This window comes from Desulfotignum phosphitoxidans DSM 13687, assembly GCF_000350545.1.
GTDB classification, from domain to species: domain Bacteria; phylum Desulfobacterota; class Desulfobacteria; order Desulfobacterales; family Desulfobacteraceae; genus Desulfotignum; species Desulfotignum phosphitoxidans.
Genome location: NZ_APJX01000004.1, coordinates 161,532 through 185,695, shown reverse-complemented (window position 1 = coordinate 185,695; position 24,164 = coordinate 161,532). Strand labels below are relative to the sequence as shown.

Genomic DNA, 24,164 nt, shown 5'->3' with positions numbered 1-24,164 from the left:
TAATTTCCTTTCTTATGCGTGCGCCCACCACCATACATCGGTATATTTTCCGGGAATTTTTCCCGCCTTTCGGGATCAGCCTGTGTTTTCTGACTTTTGTGTTTCTGATGACCCGGATTCCGGAAATCATGAACCTGGTGGTCAATTACAATGCAGACATGCTGGCTGTGATCATGATGATTGTGTTCACCTTGCCCCGATTTATGGAATTCACCATTCCCATGTCCGTGATGGTGGCGGTGCTGCTGACATTTATCCGCATGTCCGGAGAAAATGAAATGACCGCCATGAAAGGGGCGGGTCTGTCTTTATACCGGCTGCTGCCGCCGGTGCTGCTCTTCTGCCTGCTGGGGACCGGGCTGACCCTTTTTGTCACCGTGTTCGCCGTTCCCTGGGGCAAGCTGTCCATCAAGGAAAAAACCCTGGATATGGCCCGGTCCAGCATGGATCTGGCCATAGAAGAACGGCAGTTCAACTCCCGGCTTGAAGGCATCATGATCTATGTGTCACACGTAGACATGAAAACAAAAGACCTGACAGACGTGTTTATTGAGGACCGGTCGGTGAAGGGCATGACCCGGATTTCCATTGCCCCGGAAGGACGGTTGATTCATTCACCGGACAAGGATGTGTATACCATCCGGCTGTTCAACGGGATGATCAATCAGGTGGACATCAAGGAAAAAACCGTGTCCAACATCCGGTTCGGACATTATGATATCAATATCGACCTGGCTGAAATGCAGCAGAAAAACGGCACCGCCGTTCAAAAGGATCTGGACGAGTACGATATCCGGGAACTGGTGACGTTTATCCGGTCCCAGGCAGGAGACAAAACCAGAATGAGCGAGGCCAGAATGGTGCTGCATGAAAAATTTTCCGTGCCGTTTGCCTGCCTGTTTCTGGGATTGCTGGCGTTTCCTTTGGGGGTTCAGTCTCTGGTTGCGGGACGCTCGTCCGGCCTGGGGTTCGGGGTGTTTTTTCTGCTGGTTTATTATATTTTTCTGGCCGCAGGATGGTCTGCCGGAGAAACCGGTCGTTTTCCCCCGGTTCTGGGCATGTGGCTTCCCAACCTGATCATGGGCGGAGCGGCAATATATCTGCTCAAGCGAAATGCCGATGAAAATCCGGTAAAGATGCCGGCACAGATATCCCGGGCCGGGGTTTGGATTAAACAAATTTACACGAAACTGACACGCCATGACCTGTCTGCATAGATACTGGCTCAAAGAATTTCTGACCTTTTTCGGGGTGATTCAGGCCCTGATTCTGGTGCTTTTTGTGATCATCGATTATCTGTCCCGCATGGATAAATTTCTGGAATCCAGTATTTCACTGGTGTATGCGTTCTGGTATGTGGTTCTCAAGCTGCCGTTCATGTTTGTTCAACTGACTCCGGCCGCCGTGCTTCTGGCTACCATCACCGTGTTCGGGCTGATGAACCGGAACAATGAGCTGACCGCAGTGAAATCTTCAGGCATCTCCGTGTATTTTCTGGTCAGACCGGCAGTGGGTATCAGCCTGATTATGGCCGGAATCATGTTTGTTTTAGGCGAATCCCTGGTGCCGTTGTCCATGGCAAAATCCAATGATATCCGTCAGTATGAGATCCGGAAGCAAAATCAGATGACCCAGAACCAGAACAATATCTGGATCAAAACCGACAACCGGCTGGTGCACATCCGTTTTTTTGACCCGGTCCAGAAAACCGTGGCCGGTGTCTGCGCCACGACTCTGGGGGAAGATTTTTCTCTGATTTCCCGCATCGATGCGCGTTTCGGCAGATATGAGCTGGGGCAGTGGCTTCTGGAGGATGTGGTGGAACAGACCTATAATCCGGACACCCACGATTATGATGTGACCCTGTCGGACATGAGACTGTCGGATCTGGGCCTGGTGCCTGAAGATCTGGGGCAATGGGTGAAAAAATCCGATGAAATGGGATTTTTCGAACTGAAATCCTATGTGGAAAAAGTCCGGGATGAAGGGTATGACGCCACCACGTATGAAGTGGACATGCACGGGAAAATCGCATTCCCCTTTATTTGCGTCATCATGGCTTTGACCGGTGCGGCCGCAGGTATGCGGTCTTTTGCCCGGGTGAATCTGCCCGGCGCCATCGGACTGGGGGTGGCCATCTCTTTTTTTTACTGGGTGGTGTACGGCATCTGCCTGTCCATGGGATATGCCGGGGTGCTCCCCGCAATGGTGGCGCCCTGGGTGGCCAATGCGTTGTTTTTGTGCGGCGGCATCATTTTTCTGATCAACACGGAATAAACGGTTATGATCTGGTGTTATCACATCCTGGTTATCACGGGATTCATACTGGTGCTGCCTTTTTTGCCGATTGTGTGGCTGGTGTCGAAAAAAAGGCGGGCCAATCTGATGCAGCGCCTGGGGCTTTGTACCGGCATAAAAAAACAGTCCGGTCCCCGGAAACCGGTCTGGATTCACGCCCTTTCCGTGGGGGAAGTCAAATCCGCCCTGCCGCTGGTTATGGCGGTCCATGATCATTTTCCACAGACCCCGATCGTTTTTACGGCATCCACCCGGACCGGTTATGACACGGCCCGCACCCTGTTCTGCCGGGCAGATTCGCCCCTGGTTTCCCAACTTGCGTATTTTCCCTTTGATCTGCCCTGGGCCGTTGCAAGGGTCCAAAAAAAGATTGATCCGGCATGGGTCTGTCTGGTGGAAACCGACCTGTGGCCGGGATTTCTTCATGCCATGGATCGGAAACAAATTCCTGTGGTTCTGGTGAACGCCAGGCTGTCACGCCGGTCCTTTCACGGGTACCGCCGGCTGGGACCGGCCGGGCCGCTTTTTTTTTCCAGACTGACCCATGTGGCGGTGCAGACCCGCCGTGATCTGGAACGGTTCAATGCCCTGGGGGTTCCCATGTCCCGGTTGACTCTGGCCGGGAATATCAAATTTGATTATCCGCTGAAAACCATGACCGATACAGAGAAAAATGAGCTTAAAAGCTGGTTTCACATGGATGACACTCAACCATTGTGGGTGGCCGGATCCACCCATCCCAAAGAAGAATCCATGGTGTGGGAAGCTTTTCAGCAGGTGCGCCGACAGGTGCCGGACCTGAAACTGTTGGTTGCGCCCAGGGATCCGGGCCGGTGTAAACAGGTGGCCCGGGATATCGCCAAAAAAGGAGGGGAATCGATATTGCTTTCCACCACCCGAGATAACCCCAAAGATGCACCGGTGATGCTTCTGGACTGTTTGGGCGTGCTGGCAAAGGCTTATGCCGTGTGTGATGCCGCCTTTATCGGCGGGTCTTTAGTGCCGTGCGGAGGCCATAATCCGCTGGAACCGGCCATGTTCAAAAAACCGATATTGTTCGGTCCGCACATGGAAGATTTTGCCGAAGTGGCAGATCTGCTGCTGGCCCGGGCGGGTGCCTGTCAGGTGGATGATGCAAACGCCCTGGCCCGCAACCTGGCTGATCTGCTGACGTGTCCGGATGATGCCGCGCAAATGGGACATCGGGCATTCAGCGTGCTGGAAGAAAACGCCGGTGCAGTGGACCGGACCTTGGCGATACTGTCACCACTGAAGACCGGGGGAAAATATGTTTAAGTCCCTGGAAAAAAAAATCATTCTTGCATCCAAACGTCAGGATCCCGCTCCTTTTCTGTCCTTTGACACCCTGCTCAAAGCGGTGTCTTACGGGTATCAGACGGGTGCGGTTCTTCGAAACCGCTGGTACCAATCCGATCGAATTTCCCGGAAACGCCTGCCCTGTCCTGTGATTTCCGTGGGCAATATCATGGCCGGAGGGACGGGGAAAACACCCATGGCCGTGTATCTGGCCGATATGTTGATTGGATCGGGCAAAAAACCCGTGGTGATCAGCCGGGGATACAAAGGCCGTCTGAAACATTCGGCTGCCATTGTGAGCGACGGCACCCGAATGTTTCTGGATGCCTGTGCGGCCGGAGATGAACCCTATATGATGGCCTGCCTGAAACGGTTTCCCGTGGTGGTGGGAAAAAACAGGTACCGGGCCGGATGCCTGGCTCTGGACCAATTGGATGTGGATGTGGTGGTTCTGGACGACGGGTTTCAGCACAGGCAGCTGCACCGGGATCTGGATCTGGTCCTGATGGATCATGATGTGCCATTGGGAAACGGACGGATGCTGCCGGCCGGCCGCCTCAGGGAACCCGCAGCCCAGGCTCTGGCCCGGGCCGATGCCGTGATTCTGACCCGGTGTCCGGAAACACCTGAAGTCATATCCCACCCTGTTTCAGCACTTGCTCCGGATCTGCCCGTGTTTTACAGCCGGCACCAGCCGTTTCCGGCAGGCGTGTATCCGGCCGGATCCCGAAACAGCCAATTGCTTCTTACCCCGCAAAAAAAATCAGAAACACCTTTGTTGTCAGACAATCTTCAGGGCGTGCCTGCGGTTCTGTTTTCCGGTATTGCCGACAACCGGGCTTTTTTTCGCACCATCCAGGGGTTTGGCGCAAATATCCTGGATCACCTTGAATTTGAGGATCATTACCGGTATAAGAGGGCTGACATTTTACAGATCCGGCACCGGGCAAAGGCTTTGAATGCAGCCATGCTGGTGACCACCCAGAAAGACTGGGCCAGACTGGACAAAGATATTGATTGGCCTCTGGATCTGGCCGTCATTGGGATCACCCTGACCCTTGAAAATGAATCCGGGTTTTGCCGTCTGGTTGAAACCCGGATTCAAACGTGAGACATACAGAAGCAATGAAAGATAAACAGATATACTGGCTGTTGAAAAAGGCTGTTTCAGTTCTGGGGTATATACCGGTTCCTGTGGCAGATTTGTTTGCCTGGATCCTGGGACAATTATGGTTCCGGCTGGATAAACGTCACCGCAACATCACCATAGACAACCTGACTTGGTCATTCGGCCATGAATGGTCTGAAGACAAAATCGAGCAAACCGCCCGGCAGGTGTTTGTCAACATTGTATCCATGTTGTTTGAAGTGGCCTGGTCGATGAGGCTTTCTAAATCCCGGTTTTTGTCTCATTTCACGATTCAGGGTCTGGAACATGTGATCACCGCCCATGCCAAAGGAAAAGGCGTTCTGGTAATTTCCGGCCACATGGGCAATTTTGAGATGCTGCTTCCGGCCATTGAAGGCACTGGATTAAAAGGATATGCCATTTACCGCAAACTGGATTTTGAACCCCTTGAACGTTTGATCCGCAGGCTGAGACAACGGTTCGGGGTGACCATGGTCCCCATGCGGGGGGCCTCCAGAAAACTGGAGGACATCCTGGCATCCGGCGGGGTGGTGGGGACTCTGATCGATCAGAACGTGGACTGGTACAAAGGGGTGTTTGTCCGGTTTTTCGGTCGGCCGGCCTGCACCAACAGCGGCCTGGCCAAACTGGCCATGAAAACCCATGCGCCTGTGGTGCCTCTGTATACCGTTCGTCATGGCAGACATTTTTTTATCCGGTTTCTGCCCGAGGTACCTGTGACAGTCACAGGAGATGCCATCGCGGATATTGAAGCCAATACCCAGGGGTTTGTCACGGCCGTGGAGACCATGGTTCGCCGGTATCCGGACCAGTATTTCTGGGTACACAACCGGTGGAAGACCAAACCCTGGTGCCTGTGGCCTAAACAGGACTCCCGGTAATCCCTTTGATCTGAAAAACAATGAAAAAAAATATATCCAATCAAATCTGTCGCAGAATTCTGATCCGGGCCGCCAACTGGGTGGGGGATGCCATTATGACCACTCCGGTGATCCGGGCGGTGCGCAAAAATTTTATGGATGCACATATCACAGTGCTGGCCAAACCCTGGGTGATTTCTGTTTATGAGAACAATCCATATGTGGATGACGTGATGGTATATGATGCAGCAGACCGCCACAAAATGGGGGCGGGAACCCTGCGTCTGGTATCAGATATCCGGCAGCGGCAATTTGATCTGGCGATTCTCATGCAGAATGCCTTTGAGGCGGCCCTGCTGGTGTTTCTGGCCCGGGTTCCGGTTCGGGTGGGATACAATACCGATGCCAGAACCTGGCTGCTCAAGCCGGCGATTCCGCTGGATCCGGCACTGAAAAAAACACATCTCATCGATTATTATCTGGGGATTCTCACCGGTGCCGGACTGGCAACCCACGGCCGGGATATGGACCTGTATCTGTCTCCTGCTGATCGGGATGACGCGGATCACCAGCTATTTAATCTGAAAAAAAATGGGTCGGGCCGGGTGGTAGGTATCAACCCCGGGGCCACCGGCGGAACCGCCAAACGCTGGTTTCCGGATCGATATGCCGCCTTGTGCAGACGACTGGCCAAAACCTATGACACGCGGATTCTGATTTTCGGGGGGCCCAAAGACCGGGCCCTGGGCGAACAGATCCGTGCCATGGCACCGGGATGCTGCGTGAACTTGGCCGGTGAAACCACCCTGGGCCAGGCATTTGCCCTGATACACCAGTGTGATTTGTTTGTCACCAATGATTCAGGACTCATGCACGCGGCCGCCGCCTTGAATATTTCCCAGGTGGCCATTATCGGTTCCACCGATCCGAAGGCCACCTCCCCGGACAGCCCGGCCAGCACCATCATCCGGGTACCGGTGCCCTGCGCGCCCTGCCTGAAAGATGACTGTCCCACGGATCATGCCTGCATGGACCGGATCACGGAGGACATGGTGTTTGACACCTGTTGCCGGATTCTGGATTCATAAGCGTGGATCCTGAATTTCAAGGAGAAAGAAACTGTTTTCATCCATTCAAAAAATTCTGATCATCAAGCCCAGTGCATTTGGGGACATCATTCATTCACTGCCGTTCCTTGATGCGGTAAAAAAACGGTTTCCCCACGCCCGGGTGGACTGGGTGGTGTCACACGGCCTGCACACCTTTCTGGAAGGCCATCCCCTGATCCACACCCTGTGGGTGATAAAAAAAGACCAATGGAAACAATGGTCCCGCCTGGAAGACACGGTCAAAGAAATTCTGTCTTTGAAAAAGCAGCTGGGCTGTGTGGGATATGATGTGGCCATTGACCTGTCCGGGCTGTTCCGGTCCGGTGTGATCACCTGGTTTTCCAAAGCCCCTGTCCGGCTGGGATTTGCGGAATCTGATGAAGGCAGTCCGTTTTTTTATACCCACAGGATTCACGGCAGCATGAAAATCCACGCCATTGACCGGTATCTTGAGATCGCCCGGTACATGGGGTGTAAGATCAATTCCATTGAATATCCCCTGGCACCATATAATCCCGCCCCGGGCATTTTGCAAACCCTGCCCAAAAAGTATGTGGTCATGGCCCCGTCTGCCGGTAAACCGGCCAACCAGTGGCCGGCAGAAAAATTCGGGGAACTGGCATCCCGCCTGTCTTTGCCCAGTGTGGTGATCGCTTCGGGGGGTGAAGCCGGTATTGCCGATACTGTGGTGGCCCATGCCAAGGGAAATGCCATTTCCATTGCCGGGAAAACCGGTCTCAAAGAGCTGATCCCTGTTATCAGCCGGGCCGCGTTTTTTGTATGCAACGACACCGGTCCCATGCACCTGGCCGCCGCCCTGAACATTCCGGTGTTTGCCGTTTTCGGTCCGGCCAACCCGGTACGCACCGGGCCTTATGGAGATATTCACACGGTGATTCAGCTGGATCTGCCCTGTGCCCCCTGTTATGCAAAATATCCCTGCACCCGGTATGATTTCAGGTGCATGAAAGACCTGTCTGTGGATCAGGTGTATGATGCCATTTACCGGAAAACAAAAGCACCATGAAACTGTCTGTGATCGTCACCACCTATAACCGGCCGGATGCGTTGAAAAAAGTGCTGCAAGGCCTGTATGCCCAGACCCGGCTCCCGGATGAGATCCTGGTGGCGGATGATGGCTCCGGCCCTGACACCCGGGTGATGCTGACCGGTTTCAAACATCGGCCCGGCCCGGCTGTTTTTCATGTCTGGCAAAAAGATCTGGGGTTCCGGGCCGCCCGGGCAAGGAACAAAGCCGTTGCCGCCGCGTCAGGAGATTATCTGGTGTTTCTGGATGGCGATTGTATCCCCGGTCCCCATTTCCTGGCTGATCACCTGGCCTTATCGGAGCCTGGGTGTTTTTTTCAGGGGAAACGGGTATTGGTGGATGAAAGCACATCTCCGACGTTTGACATAACCGATTGTCTTTCTTTTGGCCGTCTGCTTTTTTGGGCTCTGGCAGGGCACCTGGGCAATGCCCACCATATTTTTCGAATTCCGTTTTTTCCGGGTCTGAAAAAAAGCCATGGGTTGTCAGGCATCCGAAGTTGTAATATGGGAGTTTTTAAAACTGATGTGGTTGCAGTGAACGGATTCAACCATGATTTTGAGGGATGGGGCCGGGAGGATTCCGAATTTGCCGTCCGGTTGTTCAAACACGGCCTGGTTCGCAAAGATCACCCTTTCCGGGCCGTGTGTTATCATCTGTGGCACCGGGAAAATCTTCGAAACCGGCTTTCGGACAATGATCGTCTGCTTAAAAAAGCCATGGCCACAGATTCCCATGTATGCAGAAACGGGCTGAACCGCCTGAAAGCACATGGATCATTGTATGATTTAAATTCATCTGACACAGCAGGATGATGTATGGCAAAACTATCGGTTTATATTATTGCTTTTAATGAACAAGACAAAATCCTGGATGCGGTCCAAAGTGTGGCCTGGGCGGATGAAATCATTGTGGCGGACTCCTTCAGCACGGATCGCACCGCAGCCATTGCCCAGGACATCGGGGCCCGGGTGGTCCAGATTCCGTTCAAAGGATTCGGAGATTTGAGAAATCAGGCCATTTCCGCCTGTACCCATGACTGGATTTTCAGCCTGGATGCGGATGAACGCTGTACAAGAGCGGCCAGAGAGGAAATTTCCCGGATCATCCATGACCCGGACAGCAAAGATGCCTATTATGTGCCCCGGCGCAACTATTTCATGGGAAAATGGATCCGCCATGGGGGGTTTTACCCGGATTTCCGCCAGCCCCAGGTATTCAGAAAAGGAGCGCTTCGGTTTGAAAACGATGCCGTGCACGAGCGGTATGAAGTGATCAGCCAACAGCCCTGCGGCACCTTGAAATCATTTATTCATCAGATTCCGTTTAAAAATCTGGAAGAGATCATCCACAAGGCCAACCGGTATTCGACGCTGGGCGCCCAGAAAATGTTTGAAGCAGGCAAAAGACCCGGCATGGCCAGCGCCCTGCTTCACGGGGTATGGGCCGCATTTTCTCTTTATGTGTTGAAACTGGGGTTTCTGGACGGCTGGCCCGGTGTTATCATCGCTTTAGGTAATTTTGAAGGAACGTTTTACAAATATGCAAAATGTCATTTACAGTCAAAGAACCTGGCATCCTTTCTGGATACCGATCTGCCGGAAAATTAACGTATGAAATCAGACAAGTATATGAATCTTTGCCCCATGGGGTGTGACGCGCCTCTGGAACAGACAGATATTGTTTTGACACAGGGATGTCTTCTCAGATGCACGGCCTGCAACCACCTGTTCAGTCAAATCACTGAAGCTGAATACCATGAATCCATGGCTGAATTCGACCGGGCCGAAGGCACCTGGCCTTCCCCGGAAGATGTGGCCAGTCTGGAACACAGTACCAAAAAAACCCTTAGAAATATCCGTCAGGTGACAAAAAAAGACCTGACGCGCCTTAAACTGCTGGATGTGGGCTGTTCCAATGGTGCGTTCATTTTTACAGCCGGACGTCTGGGAATGACCTGTGAGGGGGTTGAACCGGCAAAAAATGCTGCCATTGCCGCACAGCAGGCAGGGTTGAACGTGTTTCACGGATTTCTGGAAGAGATGAGTTTTCCGGAAGCCGCCTATGATGTCATTACCCTGTTTGAGGTGATTGAGCATGTGAAAAATCCGATTGTCTTGTTAACGCAATGCAACCGGGTGTTAAAAAAAGGGGGGATTCTGGTGATCCGGACGGCCAATACCCGGTCCTGGACCGTGCAGGCCATCAAGGGGAAATGGCATTATTTTGATATCCGGCGACATGGGGGGCATATCAGTTTTTTTTGCAGACATTCCATGACCGCGCTGGCAGCAAAAACCGGTTTTGATGTTGTTCGATTCAAAACCCACAGTGTCACGCTGTGTGAAAACACTCACGTGTCCGCCATGCGGTACCGGGGAATGAAAATTATTTCAGAACTGCTCAATTTGCCGGCCAAGCTCACTGAAAGCGGTCAGGAAATGGAAGTCTACCTGCAAAAATCATAACCTCTTGATGGGATTGCATCCGGTTATTTCATCAAAGCGCCGTCATTGTCTGCCCTTTGATGATGAAGCGCGTAAATCCTAAGAATTTTTTTGCCCATGGCATCAATGGTATGATGTTTTTCAACCCGCTCTCTGGCGGTTTTTACCCGTTGCTGCGTGGCATTTTTGTCACTCAAGGTCTGTAAAATCATTTGGGACAGGGCATTGGCATCATCATTACTGAAAAGCAGGCCGGTTTTGCCATGCTGTATGATATCCGGTATTCCGCCGCTGCAGGATCCGATGACCGGACAGGTACAGTACATGGCTTCCAGAAGGGCCTGGGGAACCCCTTCAAACGGGCTGCCGTTTTTATCTTTCGAAGCCAGCACTTTACAGTCAAAAGCCCGGTAAAAGGGCCAGACATCTTTTTTAGGCCCCAGTATATGGATTCTTTTCTCCAATGCCATGTCCCGGGCCATTTTTTTCAGGTATTGAAAATAAGGCTCAGTACTGTCTCCTACGAGCACCAGATGATGCAAAGGGAGGGTGTCGGCAAGTTTTTCAAACGCGTTGAAAAGGGTGACAATGCCTTTGGCTTCTGACACCCGGCCCACAAATCCGATAAACCGGGTATCTGTGCCAAGTCCCAAGTCGTGGATCAGCCGATTTCTTGCGTCATCTTGAAGCACAAGGCTTTGGGGGGGAATAATGCCGCTGGGCATGGAAAATATCTGTTTGTCCGTCAATTTGAAAACCGTTTTCAAATAGCGGGTGGTGTAATCGGCCGTGGTAAAGATATAATTGGCATATTTTTTATAAATCAACCGGTTGTACCAGGATTTTCTAATATGTGCGCTGATATGCCGTGACAGTATCCGGCACCCGATCTTCTCCCGGAAAGCGGCCAGAAGCGCAATGCGGGAATCTTCGTTTCCATGGGTATTGACAATGTCGGGCTGTTCAATGGCAAACACATGTCTGAGAAATTTGTAATCGGTAACCATTTGTAATTTTTTGAAATCAACCCCATAGGTTTTAAACCCGTGTTGTTTGGATTGAAGATACAGCGGCGTGTTTTTCGGCGCTGCAATCAGCACCTGCTGGCCGTTTTCCCGCATCCACACCGATTCGTTGAAAATTCGTTTTTCCAGCCCGCCCCACTGGGTATGGCAGGTGGTGTGAATGATTTTATAATGGGAATTCATGCGTTGGATATTCCTGTCAGCAGGTGTTCCACCCGGACAATATCCTCGGGCAGATCGATCTCAGGTGAATCAAACCGGGTTACCGCCACCTTAATGGAATAGCCGTGTTCCAAAGCCCGCAGCTGCTCCAGTTTTTCCACGGCTTCGCACCGGCCCGTGGGCAGGGTGACAAACCGGTCCAGAAACGATTTTTTATAGGCGTAAAATCCTAAGTGCTTGTAGTAATCGGTTTCTGTGCCCGCATCTCTGGGAAACGGGATCTGAGCCCGGGAAAAATACAAGGCATTTCCCGTGGCGTCAAAGATGACCTTGACATCCTTGGGATCGGTGATCTCTCTGGGGTTTTGGATTTTAAAGGCCAGCGTGGACATTGCCACGTCCGGGTCCTTGTCAAACGGGGAGATCAGGTCATCTAAGGACCGGGGGTCGAACACGGGCTGGTCCCCCTGGATATTGATGATAATGTCATCCGGACCCAGTTTGAGGATGTTGGCGGTCTCCGCCACCCGGTCGGTACCGGACCGGCAGGTGTCCGATGTCATGACGGCATTGCCGCCGAACGCTTCTACCGCCGCAACAATGCGAAGGTCATCCGTGGCCACCCAGACATCGGTCACCGCAACAGATTTTTGGGCCTGTTCATATACCCGCTGGATCATGGGCCGGCCGGCAATGGAGACAAGGGGTTTTCCCTGAAGCCGGCTTGAGCCGTATCGGGAAGGGATGATGGCAATGGGCATTGGGGTTTAATCCCTTACATTTTTAAAAACAGAGACCGTGCCTTGTCTCTGGTCATGATCGTCTGCCAGTCTTTTCCCAGACAGTTTTCCCACAGCGGGGCCAGGCCTAAAGCCACATCGATCATGGTGTTCATCTGTGCGTCATCCAGGTCTTTTGTGACCTGCCTGGGGATATCCACCCCGGTTTTTTCCATCATGACACGGAATTCTTTCACCCCGTCGGGATAGTATTCCTCCAAAGCGTCGAATGCGATGCAGCATCCCACCCCGTGGTGAATTCCCAGAAGAAAGGAAAGCCCGTAAGACAGGGCATGGCAGGCCCCCACCTGGGAATAGGCAATGCTCATGCCCCCGAAAAACGAAGCCATCATCAGTTTGTCCGCCGCATCCGGATGATTTTCCAGAAACACCTGACGGCACAGATCCAGGGATTTTTCCCCATAGGCTTTGGAGAATTCGTTCAGATAGGTGCCGGCCAGGGATTCAATACAGTGGATATAACAGTCCATGCCGGTGTAAAAATACTGGTCTTTGGGGACCCCGGCCGTAAGTTCCGGGTCCAGGACCACCTGGTCAAACACCGTGTAATCAGAGTTCAGCCCCAGTTTTTTTTCAGGCCCGGTGAGCACGGTGGTGCGGGACACTTCGGCCCCGGTGCCCGACAGGGTGGGCACGGCCGCATGGTACACGGCCGGATGTTTGATCAAATCCCATCCCTGGTATTCGGTGGAAGATCCCGGATTGGTGAGCATCAAAGAAATGGCCTTGGCCAGGTCCATGGTGGCGCCACCGCCCATGCCCACCACCGCACAGGGCAGGGTGGGCCGGGCTGTTTTTACCTGTTGGGTGAGCTGGTCCACATACTGGGTTTTGGGTTCGTCATCCACATTGACATACAGCAGCAGATCGTTGTCATGCAAAGGGATGCGCGAAGCCAGAGCGGTCCCGGTAAATACATCGTCGGTGACAAACACCACCCAGTCTTTCAGGGTGGTGCGCTGGGGCGACAGGATTTCATCGAGCTGGCTGAAACAGCCCCGGCCGAAGATCACCCGGGGCACCAGTTTAAAATTTCTAAACATTTGTTTCCTTATATTGTTTGTGTCAGATATTTGTTAATGCTTTTTCAATGGCGGCCACGCGTTTTTCCAGGTCCGGGTCTGTCCAGGACAGCATGATCTGCATGGACAGGGTACGTTTCATGACAGCATCGGATTCCGGCAAATTGACCCGGGTGTAATCAGGCAGGTTGCCGCATAATTGAGCAGGCATGGGCGCTGCGCCGGCCATCTGTTTCAGATGGTGCCATTTTTTGAAATAATGCCAGTTGTTGTCATACCAGTAAGGGCAGGGAACGTTGTTGGCTGCCAGATTTTCAGCGGCCCGGCGTGCTTTATCTTCTGTGGGCAGCATAAAACTTAAAAATGTGGCAGAATCCCCGGACGGATCCGGCAGATGCCGGAACGTAATCCCGGGCAGATTCTTCATGGCATGCTTGAGGATCTGTTTGTTTCTCCGCTGAATCGTTAAAATCTGATCCAGTTTTCTGAGCTGGGCCAGACCTACGGCGGCATTGAGTTCCGAGATGCGGTAGTTGGTCCCTAAAATAGGATGATCATCCGCGCCCCGGTCCGGTCCGCCCAGATGATCATGGCCGTGATCCGCATACTGGTGGCAGATGTCATAAACAGTTTGATCATCCGTGATCACGGCCCCGCCTTCCCCGCAGGTCACGGTTTTGACCGCATCAAAGGAAAAACAACCGGCTTTGCCGAAACAGCCCAGGTGTTTTCCCTGAAATGTGGCACCCAGGGACTGGCAGGCATCCTCCAGCAGGATCAGACCGTTGCGGTCGCAGAATTTTTTGATTTCATCGATGCGGGCCATGGCACCGCACATATGGACCGGGACCACCGCCTTGGTTTTCGGGGTCAGAACCGCATCCAGCCGGTCCGGGTTCAGGCACAGGGTGTCATCGATTTCTCCGAACACCGGCACGGCCCCGGCCTGAAGCACGGCTTCAAATGTGGCCACAAACGTGAAGGGCGGCACAATCACCTCATCTTTTGACCCGATGCCGCAGGCAGCCATGGCCGTGGACAGGGCCGCCGTGCCGCTGGAACACAGGTGGCTGTGGGCCGATCCGGTGATATCACACAATGTTTTTTCAAATTCCAGGGCTTTGTAGTGGCCGTTTCTGGCCCCATCAAACCCGTAACGCATCAGAACGCCGGTGGACAGCACATCGGTCACTTCTTTTCTTTCTTTGTCACCGAACAGTTCAAATCCGGGCATGGCAGACTCCTATCATGTCATTTAGACATCTGACTGAAATAATCAAATAACGCATATCTATCACATCCCTGGCCCAAGTTTCAAGCATGGTTCATCAATTCCGGCAGTGAAAAGCCATTGACCTGTGATCACAGCCCCGCTTATAATGACCCGTCAAATCATGCCGTGTTCAAAAAAAGCAGCAAAAACATAGGTGAAACAGCGTGTGTCAGCCATTGTCATTATATATTCATGTGCCTTTTTGCAAAAGAAAATGTCCGTATTGTGATTTTTTTTCAGTGACGGACCCATCCCTGATCCCGGCATATGTGGCCGGGGTGTGCAAAGAGATCCGGATCTGGTCTGACATGACAACCGACCGGGTTCAGGCCCCTTTGCACACCCTTTACCTGGGGGGCGGGACCCCGTCTGTGCTGTCCGTGGCCCAGGCGGCCCGGATTCTGGAAACCGTGCATCAGGCATTTGGGGTGATACCGGATGCGGAAATCACCATGGAGGTGAATCCAGGGACAGTGGATGCCGCATATCTGTCTGGTATCAGGCAATTGGGAATCAACCGCCTCAGCATTGGGGCCCAGTCGTTTGATCCGGCCAAACTGTCGTTTCTGTCCCGGATCCATACCAGGGATCAGGTGTTTGAGACCCTGTCCGGGGCGGCCCGGGCCGGATTTTCCAATATCGGGCTGGATTTGATGTATGCGCTGCCCCAAGAAACTGCAGATGTGTGGCAGACGGATCTGGACACGGCCCTGGCATTGCAGCTGCCGCACCTGTCCTGCTATATGCTGACCCTGGAGCCGGGCACCCCTTTTTACGGGCAGTATCAAAGCGGGCATTTGAGCCCCTGTGATCCGGACCGTCGTACCGATTTTTTTGTCCACACCTCCCGGGTGCTGGAACATGCCGGATATGCGCATTATGAAGTGTCCAACTTTGCCAGAAACAGCGCGTTCCGATCCGTTCACAACACCCATTACTGGGAACGGGGGGCATATCTGGGAGTCGGCCCGTCGGCCCATTCGTTTGTGCCCGACGGGCTGTCAGGCACTGTCGCACAAAAATATGGTGTCAAATCCGGTCCGGGAGATGTGCCGGGATCACTGCCGGATATTGTCAAAAAATCCGGTCCGGTCCGTGCCTGGAACAAGACGGATATTCAGGTTTGGCTGGATCATGTGACCGCCGGGCGCCTGCCCTGGGCAGATCATGAAATTCTGAGTCCGGCCCAGGAAAAAATGGAACAGATCATGCTGGGACTGCGGACAGACATGGGGGTGGATATCAATGGCCTTCACCCGGAAATTCAGGTCCTGATGGACCGGCTGGCCGGCCAGGGGTCCGGTGTTTTCTTTAACCATTCCAGAGAAGGTTTCAGTGCCCGGCATTTCAGGTTGACCCGTTCCGGGCTGACTTGTCTGGACGGTATTGTGGATGCCATCATCCGGAAGATCACATGACAGGCTTATGATTTCCTTCGCAGCTGCCGGGTGTCTCCTACCCGGATGGTCAGGTGAATGGCATCAAAATACTCAATCAAAGGGATGACAAATTTGCGGGAGATGCCGGTCATGTCTTTGAACTCCGGGGTGGTGATGGATTCGTTGTTTTTCAGAAATGTCACCAGCTCCGCTTCCAGCCGGGCCATCGCTTGTGCATCAAAATACAGGTCATCTTTGGTCTTGATGATCTGTTTTTCATCGATCAGCATCTGAAGCACATCCATGGCGGTTTTTTTGTCCAGATCCAGATCCAGACACACGGTCCGGAAAAAGGGCGGGGTCAGGCCGGCGGATCGGTAGATGCGCAGAATATCTTCTTTGATCTGGTGCTGATCCACCTGCAAAGCCACTTTAAAATCCGTCAGTTTCACCAGGTTTTTGTCCTGGATGACCGCATTTTCTTTTTCAAGGCGGGAAAACAGGATGTTGAAAAATCTGGGATCCTTGATGTAGCGGAACTTGGATTTCAGCTCCTGGGTGGGCATGCCTTCCTTCAATGGATTGGCGGTATGGTAGTGCTGAATTTTCTCCAGCACCTTTTTTTTGAAGTCATCAAAAAACGCCCCGCTGACAAATGTCTGTTTTTCCTTGTCCGTCTGGATGACCGCCTGCTGGGCCAGCAGTTTCTGAAGGGTCGTAGACAATTTTTTGTCAGACAGGTTGGTCATGACCCGCAGGTCATTGAAACTCAAGCCCTTGTATCCGTTCAAAGACAGAAAAAACAGAATGGTCTGCTCAGGATCATCTGCTGCCAGGCCGGTCAGGCCCTGTATGACGGCGGCATCCATGTGCCGGTATTTTCTGGCCACAGGATTGAGAATAGCCCCGCCGCCAATGGTTTTGACGGGTGAATAACTCCGGATCACATACCGGTCATCCTTGATGCAGCACACCGGAGATTCCAGCCGGAACTGCACCAGCGCGTCCTCGCCGGGCAGCAGTTCATCTCGGTCAAGCAGGACCATATATCCTAAAATTTCACTGGTGCCGGAGTGGAACCGGACCCGGGTCCGGACTTTGGCCGGTTTGGCATTGGATTTCAGATAATGGAATCCTGCATCCACCATATAGCTTTCAATTAAAGTGTCCGGGGTAGAAAGTATATCGCCCCGGTCGACCGATTCCTTGTCCAGTCCCTGGAAATTGATAGCCGTGCGCGTGCCGGGGCCGGCTTCATTCATGCTGCTGGAATGTACCTGAATTCCCCGGACTTTGGAGACGATCCGTTTGGGATAAACCATGATGTCTTCCCCCACCCGGATCTGGCCGGAGGTCAGGGTACCGGTGATCACGGTGCCGAATCCTTTCATGCTGAACACCCGGTCCACGGGCAGCCGGAAAATGGAGGAAAATCTGCGTTCCGGCAGCTGCCGGCAGATCTTTTCCAGGGCCGCAACAAAATCATCCAACCCCTGACCCGTGGCCGAAGACACGGGAATGACGGGCTGATCTTCCAGAAACGTGCCGTCCACAAAATCATGAATATCTTCCAGGGCCAGCTCCAGCAGATCCTCATCCACCAGATCGGTCTTGGTCAATGCGATCAGCCCGTGTTCAATGCCCATGAGGTGACAGATCTCCATGTGCTCCCGGGTCTGGGGCATCACGCCTTCGTCCGCCGCAATGACCATGGTGACCACATCGATCCCTGAAGACCCGGCCACCATATTTTTCACGAATTTTTCATGGCCGGGCATGTCCACGATCCCGATATGGGTGCCCCCGGGCAAATCCAGAAAGGCAAACCCAAGTTCAATGGTGATGCCCCGCTGTTTTTCTTCTTTGAGACGGTCGGTTTCAATGCCGGTCAGGGCTTTGACCAGGCTGGTTTTGCCGTGATCGATATGGCCGGCCGTACCGAGAATGATGTTTTCCACTGAACCTTATCCTTTTTTTCCGGCTTTGGATGTTCTGAAATACCGCATGGCATAGGCCAGGGCCACCAGTACCAGACCGGTGACAATGCCGTAACCCAGACCCCATTCCGGCCGGAAAACCCGGATCAGAAGGATGCCGAACACCAGTCCGAGAATGAGCCGGATCACAAAGATGAGCAATGTATTCATGCCGTTCCTTATTTATATTGTTTGCATGGTTTCTGTATTTTTGTATCCAAAGATAATAGTCAAACAACCGTGCCAGGTCAATGTTTAATGTCACCCCCTTTTTTCAGCCGGGTTTGTTAAAAAACTATTGAAAAATAAATTCAATTCAGATATATTGTGAAGGTTTTTTGCGGTGGGTGTAGCTCAGTTGGTAGAGCACCAGGTTGTGGCCCTGGTGGTCGCGGGTTCAAGTCCCGTCACTCACCCCACTTTTCTTTTTGAACCGTCCTTTTTAGGCAAAGCCGTTTCTGACTGCCTGTGTCATTGCAGTGAGTTCTTCATCGGTCAGGAAATCAAAGTGAGCGGCTCTTTTTCCGGCGGAAAGATTTCCGTTGTTCTGAAGGCACAACTGGATAAACAAGTCAATCAGGCGGTCAGGCATATCGATGATATCCTGAATGGCCTTTCTGGTATGGTCATATTTGACCAGAAAGGAAAGTTCTGTCACAAGTTCTTCTTTGATGGTTTTGATTATAAATCCGTACAACGCCTCAGCCTGAGCGGTCATATCCATATATTGATACCAGCACGCTGTATCGTTTTCAACGGTCATTTGTCCTGTTTCATCTAGATGATAGTCGATGAGTCCCAGTAAAGGCCGCGAGAAAGCCTCCAGCGAAGCATCATAATCTGCAGGATTCTTGAGCATGACTGCCGAAACCGGGAACATGAGTCCAGGTGGAACCATTCCCTGCAGTGAAAGGATGTTGTGTATCAGAAACCGATGGATTCGGCCGTTTCCATCTTCAAACGGGTGCAGAAATACAAAACCATAGGCAATGGCGGCTGCATGGACAACCGGAGACACACGGCCCGTTTTCATCCGTTTGTGGCATTCAATCAGCCCCGACATCAGGTTTGGAATATCATCCGGCTTTGGACAGACAAAATGGATAACCTCATTCTGGTAGGAGACCGTTTGTCCGATATAATTCTGAGTGCCCCGATAATCGCTGTCTTTGAATCGTGGATCAACAATGCGGTTTTGAAGTGCCAGCAACCGTTTCTTCTCGCAGAAATCCTCTTTTTCTGCAAGTTCCAGGGAAGAAATGAATTTTTCAGTTCGGGAGGCATTGGGTTTTATGTGCTCAATTTCAAAAGATGATTTTGTTTCTTTGTTGTAAAGGTAACTCAATGCCCGGCGAAGAAGCTTTGAAGGATATGCAGCAACAATTTTTTCACATTTTTTGCGCAGATCTTCGGAATCCAGCCGGGAAAGCGTCTCTGTTTTTCGGACAACCGGACAGAAGGTCCGGAAGCCAAAAAGGTTGTTCAGAATACGGTGACGCGGGGATTTATCACCATTGCGGACAGTGTAATATTTTTTTGCTTCCAAAGCTTCGACATAGTTGCCGGATGTGATGTCATCGAGGGGAAGTGTTCTGCCAGTCAAAAACTCATAGAAAAACCAGATCCTTCGTGCGTACTTTCCGGTTGGCCTGGATTTGATGTAACTGATGATCCCCTCCTGAGGAACGTGCGCAAATATTTTATTGAGCATTCCCAGGTTGACCCCGTCATATTTCAACGCAAATTCAAGATGATTTCCGATTTTATCTCCGGGCCAGTATCTTTTCGGATATATGTCTGTAACCATACCATCCTGAATTTTTGATTGATACGTTCCGGAAGATGACACAAATGAGGTATGCCAGTGAGGCATCCCTGTTAATCCGAAATTTTCGATCAGACAGGCATAGCCGGCAGGACGGGGTTCCAAAATGGTTGCTTTCATAAGAATTTCTCGTAAAATGATTATCAAAGTGGCAGAATAAGTATAAAAGACATTATTGTCAATAAATTGATTTAAATTAATCATTATCTGGTAAAATAATTATAATCCTGGTCGATATGGAATATAGCCAAAAAACTGAGAAACAAACCCCCCTTCTGAGGTTCACGAATCCAGAATAATTTAAAGCAGAGGCATGTTCGGCATGTATGCAAGAATTCGCTGCTGTCTTTTTTTAACGTAGGGGGTGGGATTGACAGGGGACCATTTGTGGGGGCTGGGCAGGACGGCTGCCATCAAAGCAGCCTGGTCCCGGGTCAGGCCGGCCGCTGTGGTTTTGAAATAGCGATGGGCGCCGGCCTGGGCACCCACGATACCCGTGCCCCAGTCCACGGTATTCAGATAAATTTCCAGAATTCGCGATTTGTCCCATATCAGTTCCATGAACAGGGTGTACCAGGCTTCCCCCAGTTTTCTTACAAAATTTCGTGTGGCCGGCATAAACACGGACCGGGCTGCCTGCATGGTAATGGTACTGGCGCCTCTGGGCGGTTTTCCTTCCATTGCCTGGGTCAAAACGATTTTAATCTCCTGGAAATCAAATCCATGGTGGGTGAGAAAGCGCTGGTCTTCCGCGGCAATGACCGCTTGTTTCAAATGAGGCGAAATGTCTGACAGATTCCGCCATTCATAGGCAGGCACCACATAGGGCGCATCAAACCATTGATGACGCAGCCATTCCCATACCATGTTGACGGTAAACGGGGGGTTGACATATTTCAATACCACCACCTGGAGCAGGGTCAGGCTGACCAGGACCAGAAAAAATTTGACCAGGGTTTTGAACACCCATGCAGCAATGGCGTGGCGTTGCGTTTTCTTTTTCATGGGTTTCCTTTTTTGTCCGGAATCGTATCGGCAATTCGGGTGGTTGTCAATCCGGTTTGTCCATGATATAGACCCGTTATGAACCAGAAGATCTCATAATTGGAAGGACCAGAGGCAACAAACGGCTTATGACATATAATTTCGATCCGGACAAATGGTATGATGATGAATTGTTCATCATTGATACAAAGTTCAAGCAAGGGAAGATGGACCCAAAAGCCTATGACCGGGCCGTGGCGGAACTGGACCGGCAACTGGCTGATATGTGGCGCCGGCTGGACGGTACCTATCAGGTGGGAAAGGATTGATCCTGTCCCGGTATTGGGAATCTTGCGAAGTTTGTGTAACTGTGTTATTCATGATCCGTTTTGAAATCTGCGCGCCCGTAGCTCAGCTGGATAGAGCATTGGACTTCGAATCCAAGGGTCGGGGGTTCGAATCCCTCCGGGCGTGCCATATCCTTAGAAATTCCAGGAGGAAACCATGGCCCGTCAGAATAAAAAGTCCTCTCCGGCTTGTGCGGCCTGTGACATACCCATGGAACAGAAAATCTGTTTTACCGATCAGGGCAAAGGCCCGAAAGGGTGCCCCACTGTTTCTCATCCATCGATTCTGGAAGCGGCCAATCAGGCATATGCAACATCGGGTGTGAATCGGTTCGCCCATATGGCATCGGTGCAGGAGGCCCACTGTTATGCCAATCGGGATCAGAAACCCTATGTGATGCAGCCGTGCAAAACCCGGATTGTGGAGACGTGTGAATTTGCGAAAAAAATGGGATATCAACGGCTTGGGCTGGCATTCTGCCTGGGGCTGGCCAGTGAGGCCGGCACGGTGGGGGAAATTTTTTCCGATCATGGGTTTGAGGTGGTGTCTGTTTGCTGTAAAGCCGGGAGGTCGTCTAAAGACCTGATCGGCATTGAAGAGGAAGACAAGATCTTCAGAGGAACAGACGAATCCATGTGCAACCCTGTTTTTCAGGCCATGCTGCTGAACCGGGAAAACGTGGATTTCAATATTCTTTTGGGGTTGTGCGTGGGTCATGATTCCCTGTTTTTCAAGTATACGAATGTGCCTACCACCGTGCTGGCGGTCAAGGACCGGGTCACCGGACACAACCCTCTGGCCGCTGTTTACCAGGCCGATTCCTATTATCGGAAAATCCGCCATCCTGATTTATGAAAATTCTTCTCACCAATGATGACGGGTATCAGGCAGTAGGTATTCAGTCGCTGTTTAAGGTACTGGGTCAAAAACACCAGGTGGTCATGGTGGCACCGGACCGGGAAAGAAGCGCGGTGAGTCACAGTATCACCCTGCATCATCCGGTGCGGATGCACAGAATCGAATCCGGCCGCCAAAAAAAAATTTATGCCGTGGACGGCACCCCGGCCGATTGTGTCAAGCTCGGGCTGGCTGAATGTTTCAAAACCCCGCCGGACTGGGTGATTGCCGGAATCAATCCCGGAAGCAATATCGGCATTGACATCAACTATTCCGGAACGGTTGGCGCGGCCCGGGAGGGGGCTTTGAACGGAATTTCCGGGCTGGCCGCCTCCATCAAGCTGGATCCGGTCATGGATTATGATAACCTGGCCCGGTATGTGATGCATATGGTTGAGGCCATCGGTGAAAAAGGCCTGCCATCCGGCACGTTCCTGAATGTCAATGCACCGGGAATCGCTTTTTCACAAATTCAGGGGATTAGAATCACCCGCCAGGCGTTGAACAATCTGTCCAGCCGGTTTGAAAAAAGGCAGGATCCCAAACAGCGCAACTATTACTGGTATGGCACTCAGGAGCCGGTATCCGGAAAACCGGATACCGATGTCAATGCTGTTTTGCAGAATTGCCTTTCCATTACCCCGATTCAGTGTGATCTCACGGATTACAAAACCCTGGCCCAGATGCCCAAATTCTCCATTGACTGAAGTTATCATTTGCAGGAGTCCATAAGTGAACCGGATACTTGAAATGGTCATGCAGTATCCGTCGGTGCTGGCCGGGGTGACCATTGTATCTGTGGCTGGGTTTATTTTCAGTATTTTGGGGGTTTCCTGGCTGGTTTCCTGGCTGCCGTCCAATTATTTTATGCTGTTTGACAATCCGACATCCCGGCCCAGGTTGTTTCGACCCCGGGTGCAGATCGTCAAAAATATGGCAGGAGCCGTATTGGTCTGTTTAGGCCTGGTGATGTTGATTGTGCCTGGCCAGGGCCTGTTGACCCTGTTTCTGGGGCTGGTGCTCATGAATTTTCCAGGGAAAAGAAAGGTGATCCGGTTTCTGATCCGCCTGAAAACCATACAGACCTCTTTAAACTGGATACGCAGAAAAAAAGGGCGGCCGCCTTTTGTTTTCCCGATTTTCAAGAACAGATAACTCTGGTTTTTTATCTTATTTGCGCAAGATTGTCAGCATGTCCTTGAAAGATGCCGGAACCTGAGCATCCGGGGTGATCACCGCGTCTTTTAAAGAAGTCCGGCAGCTGCAATCTGCCGGTGGCGGCTCAGATACCATCAGCAACCGCAGCAGATCCTGGACAGACTCAATGCTCTGACTGTAAAGGGCCAGCACCGATGCCAGACTGGCATGGTGGGACGGATCCTCCTTCCAGCAGTCATAATCGGTGACAATGCAGATCGCGGCATAGCAGATCTGGGCCTCTTTTGCCAGAAACGCCTCCGGCACATTGGTCATACCCACCAAATCGCATCCGGCCAGGCGCAGAAAATGGCTTTCCGCTTTGGTGCCCAGGCGGGGGCCTTCCACACAGGCATAGGTTTTGCCGAAATGAAAGGTCAGCTCCATTTCTTCGGCATGGTCTGCCATCCATCGGTTCAGGCGGGTGCATACCGGTTCAGCCGTAGAGATGTGGGCCGACAGCCCGTTGCCAAAAAAACTGGACTGCCGCCTGCCTCGGGTCCAGTCAAAATACTGGGACGGAAAAACGATGTCACCGGGATGGATATCTTCCTGAAGGCTTCCGGTGGCAGACACACTGATGATCCGGGTGGCCCCCAGCTTTTTGAGCGCGAAAATGTTGGCCGGATAATTGATTTCATGGGGCAGCCGTTCATGGTTTTTGCCATGACGGGGAAGAAACAGCATTTTTGTGTTCTGATATGCGGCTTTGACAATCGGCGCAGAAGGGGATCCGAACGGGGTGTCAATCTGCAATGTTTCAATGGTTTCAAGCCCTTGGATATGATAAAGCCCGGTGCCGCCGATAATTGCAAGCATCTTGTATGCGTTCCTCAAAATAGGGTTAATTTGAATTTTCAGTACAGGCACATACCATTAAACCGGGTAAATATCAAAATTAAAATTCAATCTTGAAGATTTTTTGGCATTCATGGTTGATCTGGCTTTGTAAAAAATATAAGTCTGACAGCTGTATGGTGACAACAAATAAACAATGCCTGACTGCGGGGTATGGATCGGAAATAAAAATTGTAGAAATCTCAGGAT

The 24,164-nt window shown here is 51.8% G+C and carries 23 protein-coding genes, 2 tRNA genes and 1 pseudogene; 17 read left to right on the top strand and 9 right to left on the bottom strand.

Features of this window, described 5'->3' with window-relative positions; translation table 11 throughout:
• The first annotated feature begins 14 nt into the window (after positions 1–14).
• From lptF to DPO_RS23915, 10 genes and pseudogenes are all read left to right on the top strand, one after another.
• A complete protein-coding gene (lptF, locus tag DPO_RS10570) occupies positions 15–1,217 on the top strand; it encodes an LPS export ABC transporter permease LptF (protein WP_006965868.1) in 1,203 nt (400 codons plus the stop codon).
• Positions 1,201–2,277, top strand: a complete 1,077-nt coding sequence (gene lptG / locus DPO_RS10565) for an LPS export ABC transporter permease LptG (protein ID WP_006965867.1) — start codon at positions 1,201–1,203, stop codon at positions 2,275–2,277. Before lptF ends, lptG begins: the two co-directional genes overlap by 17 nt.
• A gap of 6 nt (positions 2,278–2,283) precedes the next feature.
• Positions 2,284–2,925, top strand: a pseudogene (locus DPO_RS26735) (3-deoxy-D-manno-octulosonic acid transferase); the annotation flags it as partial.
• A gap of 661 nt (positions 2,926–3,586) precedes the next feature.
• Positions 3,587–4,726: a tetraacyldisaccharide 4'-kinase gene (gene lpxK / locus DPO_RS10555; RefSeq protein ID WP_006965865.1), complete on the top strand. Its 1,140-nt coding sequence runs from the start codon at positions 3,587–3,589 to the stop codon at positions 4,724–4,726.
• Positions 4,723–5,646 (top strand): lysophospholipid acyltransferase family protein, encoded by a 924-nt coding sequence (locus tag DPO_RS10550; RefSeq protein ID WP_236609943.1) that lies wholly within the window; start codon positions 4,723–4,725, stop codon positions 5,644–5,646. The genes lpxK and DPO_RS10550 overlap by 4 nt, the downstream gene beginning before the upstream one ends.
• Positions 5,647–5,666: 20 nt before the next feature.
• Positions 5,667–6,713: a lipopolysaccharide heptosyltransferase II gene (gene waaF, locus DPO_RS10545; RefSeq protein WP_006965863.1), complete on the top strand. Its 1,047-nt coding sequence runs from the start codon at positions 5,667–5,669 to the stop codon at positions 6,711–6,713.
• Between the two features lie 151 nt (positions 6,714–6,864).
• Positions 6,865–7,761: a glycosyltransferase family 9 protein gene (locus DPO_RS10540; protein WP_236609942.1), complete on the top strand. Its 897-nt coding sequence runs from the start codon at positions 6,865–6,867 to the stop codon at positions 7,759–7,761.
• Entirely contained in the window at positions 7,758–8,597 is an 840-nt protein-coding gene (locus DPO_RS10535; protein WP_006965861.1) for a glycosyltransferase family 2 protein, read from the top strand. The genes DPO_RS10540 and DPO_RS10535 overlap by 4 nt, the downstream gene beginning before the upstream one ends.
• Positions 8,598–8,600: 3 nt before the next feature.
• Positions 8,601–9,392 carry a glycosyltransferase family 2 protein gene (locus tag DPO_RS10530; RefSeq protein ID WP_006965860.1) on the top strand — a complete coding sequence of 264 codons (792 nt, stop codon included), beginning with the start codon at positions 8,601–8,603 and terminating at the stop codon, positions 9,390–9,392.
• 3 nt (positions 9,393–9,395) lie between these two features.
• Positions 9,396–10,250 (top strand): class I SAM-dependent methyltransferase, encoded by an 855-nt coding sequence (locus tag DPO_RS23915; protein ID WP_006965859.1) that lies wholly within the window; start codon positions 9,396–9,398, stop codon positions 10,248–10,250.
• A gap of 23 nt (positions 10,251–10,273) precedes the next feature.
• On the opposite strand, the gene DPO_RS10520 is transcribed toward DPO_RS23915, so the two are convergent.
• Genes DPO_RS10520 through DPO_RS10505 form a run of 4 tightly spaced genes read right to left on the bottom strand, consistent with a single transcriptional unit; the run spans position 10,274 to position 14,472 of the window.
• On the bottom strand, positions 10,274–11,437 hold the full coding sequence (locus tag DPO_RS10520) for a glycosyltransferase family 4 protein (protein ID WP_006965858.1): 1,164 nt from the start codon (positions 11,435–11,437) through the stop codon (positions 10,274–10,276).
• Positions 11,434–12,177, bottom strand: a complete 744-nt coding sequence (kdsB, locus tag DPO_RS10515) for a 3-deoxy-manno-octulosonate cytidylyltransferase (protein ID WP_006965857.1) — start codon at positions 12,175–12,177, stop codon at positions 11,434–11,436. Before kdsB ends, DPO_RS10520 begins: the two co-directional genes overlap by 4 nt.
• A 14-nt stretch (positions 12,178–12,191) precedes the next feature.
• Positions 12,192–13,259: an iron-containing alcohol dehydrogenase family protein gene (locus DPO_RS10510; RefSeq protein ID WP_006965856.1), complete on the bottom strand. Its 1,068-nt coding sequence runs from the start codon at positions 13,257–13,259 to the stop codon at positions 12,192–12,194.
• A gap of 22 nt (positions 13,260–13,281) precedes the next feature.
• Positions 13,282–14,472 carry a DegT/DnrJ/EryC1/StrS family aminotransferase gene (locus DPO_RS10505; protein ID WP_006965855.1) on the bottom strand — a complete coding sequence of 397 codons (1,191 nt, stop codon included), beginning with the start codon at positions 14,470–14,472 and terminating at the stop codon, positions 13,282–13,284.
• Positions 14,473–14,675: 203 nt separating this feature from the next.
• Between DPO_RS10505 and hemW the strand changes: the two genes are divergently transcribed.
• Entirely contained in the window at positions 14,676–15,929 is a 1,254-nt protein-coding gene (gene hemW, locus DPO_RS10500; RefSeq protein ID WP_006965854.1) for a radical SAM family heme chaperone HemW, read from the top strand.
• Positions 15,930–15,934: 5 nt separating this feature from the next.
• Here hemW and selB read toward each other — a convergent pair whose 3' ends face one another.
• Entirely contained in the window at positions 15,935–17,848 is a 1,914-nt protein-coding gene (gene selB, locus DPO_RS10495) for a selenocysteine-specific translation elongation factor (RefSeq protein ID WP_006965853.1), read from the bottom strand.
• A gap of 6 nt (positions 17,849–17,854) precedes the next feature.
• Positions 17,855–18,037 (bottom strand): hypothetical protein, encoded by a 183-nt coding sequence (locus DPO_RS10490; RefSeq protein ID WP_006965852.1) that lies wholly within the window; start codon positions 18,035–18,037, stop codon positions 17,855–17,857.
• 172 nt (positions 18,038–18,209) lie between these two features.
• On the opposite strand from DPO_RS10490, the gene DPO_RS10485 reads away from it, so the two are divergent.
• Positions 18,210–18,285, top strand: a tRNA-His gene (locus DPO_RS10485).
• 23 nt (positions 18,286–18,308) lie between these two features.
• Here DPO_RS10485 and DPO_RS10480 read toward each other — a convergent pair.
• Both DPO_RS10480 and mtgA read right to left on the bottom strand, forming a co-directional pair.
• Positions 18,309–19,673 carry a Fic family protein gene (locus DPO_RS10480; protein WP_236609941.1) on the bottom strand — a complete coding sequence of 455 codons (1,365 nt, stop codon included), beginning with the start codon at positions 19,671–19,673 and terminating at the stop codon, positions 18,309–18,311.
• A gap of 318 nt (positions 19,674–19,991) precedes the next feature.
• Positions 19,992–20,696, bottom strand: a complete 705-nt coding sequence (mtgA, locus tag DPO_RS10475; protein WP_006965850.1) for a monofunctional biosynthetic peptidoglycan transglycosylase — start codon at positions 20,694–20,696, stop codon at positions 19,992–19,994.
• Between the two features lie 128 nt (positions 20,697–20,824).
• On the opposite strand from mtgA, the gene DPO_RS10470 reads away from it, so the two are divergent.
• The 5 genes from DPO_RS10470 to DPO_RS10450 all read left to right on the top strand — a co-directional run bounded on the left by DPO_RS10470 (position 20,825) and on the right by DPO_RS10450 (position 23,075).
• Positions 20,825–21,004, top strand: coding sequence for a hypothetical protein (locus DPO_RS10470; protein ID WP_006965849.1), 180 nt, complete (start codon positions 20,825–20,827; stop codon positions 21,002–21,004).
• Positions 21,005–21,075: 71 nt separating this feature from the next.
• Positions 21,076–21,152 (top strand) — tRNA-Arg (locus tag DPO_RS10465).
• A 27-nt stretch (positions 21,153–21,179) separates the two neighbouring features.
• Positions 21,180–21,878, top strand: a complete 699-nt coding sequence (locus DPO_RS10460) for a DUF1847 domain-containing protein (RefSeq protein WP_006965848.1) — start codon at positions 21,180–21,182, stop codon at positions 21,876–21,878.
• Positions 21,875–22,627: a 5'/3'-nucleotidase SurE gene (gene surE / locus DPO_RS10455; RefSeq protein ID WP_006965847.1), complete on the top strand. Its 753-nt coding sequence runs from the start codon at positions 21,875–21,877 to the stop codon at positions 22,625–22,627. Before DPO_RS10460 ends, surE begins: the two co-directional genes overlap by 4 nt.
• 25 nt (positions 22,628–22,652) lie before the next feature.
• Positions 22,653–23,075 carry a PGPGW domain-containing protein gene (locus DPO_RS10450; RefSeq protein ID WP_006965846.1) on the top strand — a complete coding sequence of 141 codons (423 nt, stop codon included), beginning with the start codon at positions 22,653–22,655 and terminating at the stop codon, positions 23,073–23,075.
• A 15-nt stretch (positions 23,076–23,090) separates the two neighbouring features.
• On the opposite strand, the gene DPO_RS10445 is transcribed toward DPO_RS10450, so the two are convergent.
• Positions 23,091–23,936 (bottom strand): MTAP family purine nucleoside phosphorylase, encoded by an 846-nt coding sequence (locus DPO_RS10445; protein WP_006965845.1) that lies wholly within the window; start codon positions 23,934–23,936, stop codon positions 23,091–23,093.
• Positions 23,937–24,164 lie beyond the last annotated feature (228 nt).